General features: G+C 67.7%; 3 protein-coding genes. All 3 read right to left on the reverse strand.

The window, feature by feature from the left end; genetic code table 11:
• Positions 1–1,242, reverse strand: a 1,242-nt coding sequence (gene uxaC / locus MIC448_RS13680; RefSeq protein ID WP_051513939.1) for a glucuronate isomerase, incomplete at its 3' end; no start/stop codon positions are given.
• Positions 1,239–2,090 carry an ATP-binding cassette domain-containing protein gene (locus MIC448_RS13685; protein ID WP_036300804.1) on the reverse strand — a complete coding sequence of 284 codons (852 nt, stop codon included), beginning with the start codon at positions 2,088–2,090 and terminating at the stop codon, positions 1,239–1,241. The genes uxaC and MIC448_RS13685, both read right to left, overlap by 4 nt.
• Entirely contained in the window at positions 2,087–3,229 is a 1,143-nt protein-coding gene (locus MIC448_RS13690) for an ABC transporter ATP-binding protein (protein ID WP_051513940.1), read from the reverse strand. Before MIC448_RS13690 ends, MIC448_RS13685 begins: the two co-directional genes overlap by 4 nt.
• Positions 3,230–3,275 lie beyond the last annotated feature (46 nt).

Raw genomic sequence — 3,275 nt, forward strand, 5'->3', positions numbered from 1 at the left:
TCCTGCGATCTCGGTCGTTGCGGCCCGGAACCGGAGGATGGCGTCGGGCGCGTCCAAGAACCACCAGGGTGGTCCGATGAACACGCTCGGGTAGAAACCGGCGAGCGGGGCGATCTCGCGCGAGAAGGTCGTCTCATCAACCGTGAAGAGCACGAGGTGAAAGTCCGGAGCGAGTCCGTATTCCTCCAGCAGCGGTCGGAGATTGCGCGTGTACTCCGTCGCGACGGGGATGTCGTGGCCGGTATCCGGCCCGAAGGAGCGATACGTCTCGGTGTGGTGATTGCGCAGCACACCGGGATGGATCGTCATCACCAGGCCGTCGCGCACGCTCATCCCTGCCATCTGGAACAGCATGTGAGCCCGGAACGCGCGCGCCTCGGCCGGGGTCGACTCGGAGCGGACCGCGCGCCGGAACAGGGCGGCGGCCTCGTCGGATGCGAGCGGTTCCGCGAGAGCATCGACGACGCCATGGTCTGCGGAGGTCGCTCCATGAGCGATGAAATGGGCGCGGCGCGACTCCAGCCCCTCGAGGTATCCCGTGTAATCGTCGGTGGGAGTGCCGTGCCACTGGGCCAGACGCTCGACGCCGCGCAGGAACCCCGGAGCTTCGGGGTCGAGGTATGCGTCGGGGCGGAAGGTGGGAATGACCCGGCCATCGAAATGGGCGTCGTCCGCCAGAGCCCGGTGCACGTCGAGGTCGTCCATCGGGTCGTCCGTCGTCGCGAGAACCTCGATCCGGAAACGGTCCAGCAGACGGCGCGGCCGGAAGTTCGGCTGCTGCAGGCGGTCGGCGATGACGTCGTACAGTGCGTCAGCGGAGGAAGCGGACGGTTCGCGATCGATGCCGAACAGGCGCGACAGCTCATCGGTGAGCCAGTATCCCGACGCGGTGCCGCTGAGGACGTCCCAGTTCTCGCAGAACGAGCGCCAGGCGCGACGGGGATCGCGCACCTCGACGCCCCCGACGCCGAGCTCGGCCGGATCGACCCCCGCCGTCTGCAGGAGCCGGGTGACATAGTGATCGCCGGAGAGGAGCAGTCGCGTGGGGTCGGGGAACGCCTCGTCATCGAGAAGAAGCCGCGCCGGTACGTGCCCGTGCGGGGACAGGATCGGCAGATCCGCGACGGTCGCGTGCAGATCCCGGGCGATCGCCCTCGTGGTGGGGTCGGCGGGGAAGAGTCGGTCCGGATCGAGCAGCATACTGCCCTCTGCGGCCGTCGTTGCGGTGGCGATCGCGGTCATCGTGACGCTTCCTGTCGTTCGTCGCGAGCGAGTTCGAGTCGTTGAGTGCGTCGCGTGGCCTGTTCGTCCGGGTCGGGTACGGGCGAGGACAGCAGAAGGCGTCGAGTGTACGGATGCGTCGGCTCCGAGGTGACGCGCTCTGCGCTGCCGCGCTCGACGATTTCGCCCCGATACATGACCGCGACGTCATGGCTGATGTGCCGGACGATATCGAGATCGTGGGAGATGAAGAGATAGGCGACGCCCGTTTCGCGTTGGAGCTCCAGCAGAAGGTCCAGGACCTTCCCCTGGGTCGTCAGGTCGAGGGCGCTCACGGGTTCGTCGCAGACGATGAGCTTGGGTGACAGCGACAGCGCCCGCGCGATGGCGATTCTCTGCCGCTGACCGCCCGAGAAGTCGCGCGGGAGACGCGTGGCGGCGTCCGCGGGCAGCCCGACGCGGTCGAGGAGGTCTCGGACGCGGACGCGGGCCTCGCGCTGCGGCACTCCCTGCGCGCCGAGCGGCTCGCGAAGAATCTCGCCGATCGGCATCGCGGGGTTCAGCGACGTGTAGGGATCCTGGAAGACGACCTGGATATCTCGGCTGAGCGCTCGCCGCTGGCGTCTCTTGGCGTGTGTGATGTCGGCGCCCTCGAAGGTGATCGACCCCGCGGTGACGGGGGCAAGGCCCAATAGGGCGCGTCCGAGAGTTGTCTTGCCCGAGCCGGACTCGCCGACGAGACCGAGGGTGCGACCTGGCGAGACGGAGATCGAAACCGAGTGAAGTGCGCGGAACGGCTTCGCGCGCAGCGACCGTGTTCGATACTCGACGGATACGTCGCTTACATCGACGAGGTGGGGTTCGGTCATCGGATGCCTCCCGCGAGGGGCGTGAGCGGTTTTTTGTCCTGCAGCATCGAGCCGAGCAGTCTGCGCGTGTACGGCGCGTGCGGATCACGCAGGACCCGTCGCACGGCACCCTCTTCGACCACGGCACCCTCTCGCATCACGAGAACCCGGTCGGCGAGATCGGATACGACGCCGAAATTATGGGTGACCACCACGATGCCGACGCCCAGGGTGCTGCGCATGTCTCTCAGCAGGTCGAGGACCTCGGCCTGCACGGTCACGTCCAATGCCGTCGTGGGCTCGTCGGCCATAAGCAGATCCGGTTCGCTGCTCACCGCCCCCGCGATCAGGACGCGCTGTGCCATTCCGCCCGAGATCTCGTGCGGGTAGGCGGCCATTGTGCGTTCGGGATCGGCGATGCCCACCTGTGACAGGAGATCGATCGCGCGCCGCGTGGCCTCGGCCCGCGAAAGCTTGAGGTTCTTCATCATCGGGCGCACCAGCTGGCGCCCGATCGTAAACGAGGGCGCGAGGTTCGACATGGGCTCCTGCGGGATGTAGGCGATGCGTCGCCCGCGCAGCTTCGACAGGCGATCCTGCCGAGTCCCCGAAGCGTCGACTGTCTCCACGCCGTCGAACCAGATGCGACCGCCCGTCACCTCGCCACCCTCGGGCAGGAGCCCGAGGATCGAGAAAACCGTCTGCGACTTACCCGACCCGGATTCTCCCACGATGCCGAGGACCTCACCGCGGTCGAGGTGGAACGACACGGCGTGCACGACGGGCGTCGTTCCGGTGGGCGTGCGGAACCCGATCGAGACGCCCTCGACATCCAGGAGATGGCGGTTCTTCGGCTGATCGGCGCCGTCGGAGGCGGGCAGTTTCTTCGGGGACTCCCTCTTCGCCCGCTTCCGCGGCGGTACGGTCGGGCGGTCCTCGAGCCCGTCGCGCAGCGCGTTTGCGAAGAGGACGAAGGCTCCGACGGTCACGCCGATGGCGAGGGCGGGCCACAGGATCAGCAGGGGTGCGACGTAGACGTTGCGGAAGCCCTCGCTCAGCATCACGCCCCAGGTGGGCACTCGCGGATCGCCGAGGCCCAGGAACTCCAATCCTGACTGAACCGAGACCGCAACGCCGAAGTTGCGGCGCGGGCGCGACATCCGTCGGCGCCGCAATTACTTTGCGGGACCAGTACCCAATCCGCCG

The organism is Microbacterium sp. C448 (genome assembly GCF_000582705.2).
Lineage (GTDB): Bacteria > Actinomycetota > Actinomycetes > Actinomycetales > Microbacteriaceae > Microbacterium > Microbacterium lacus_A.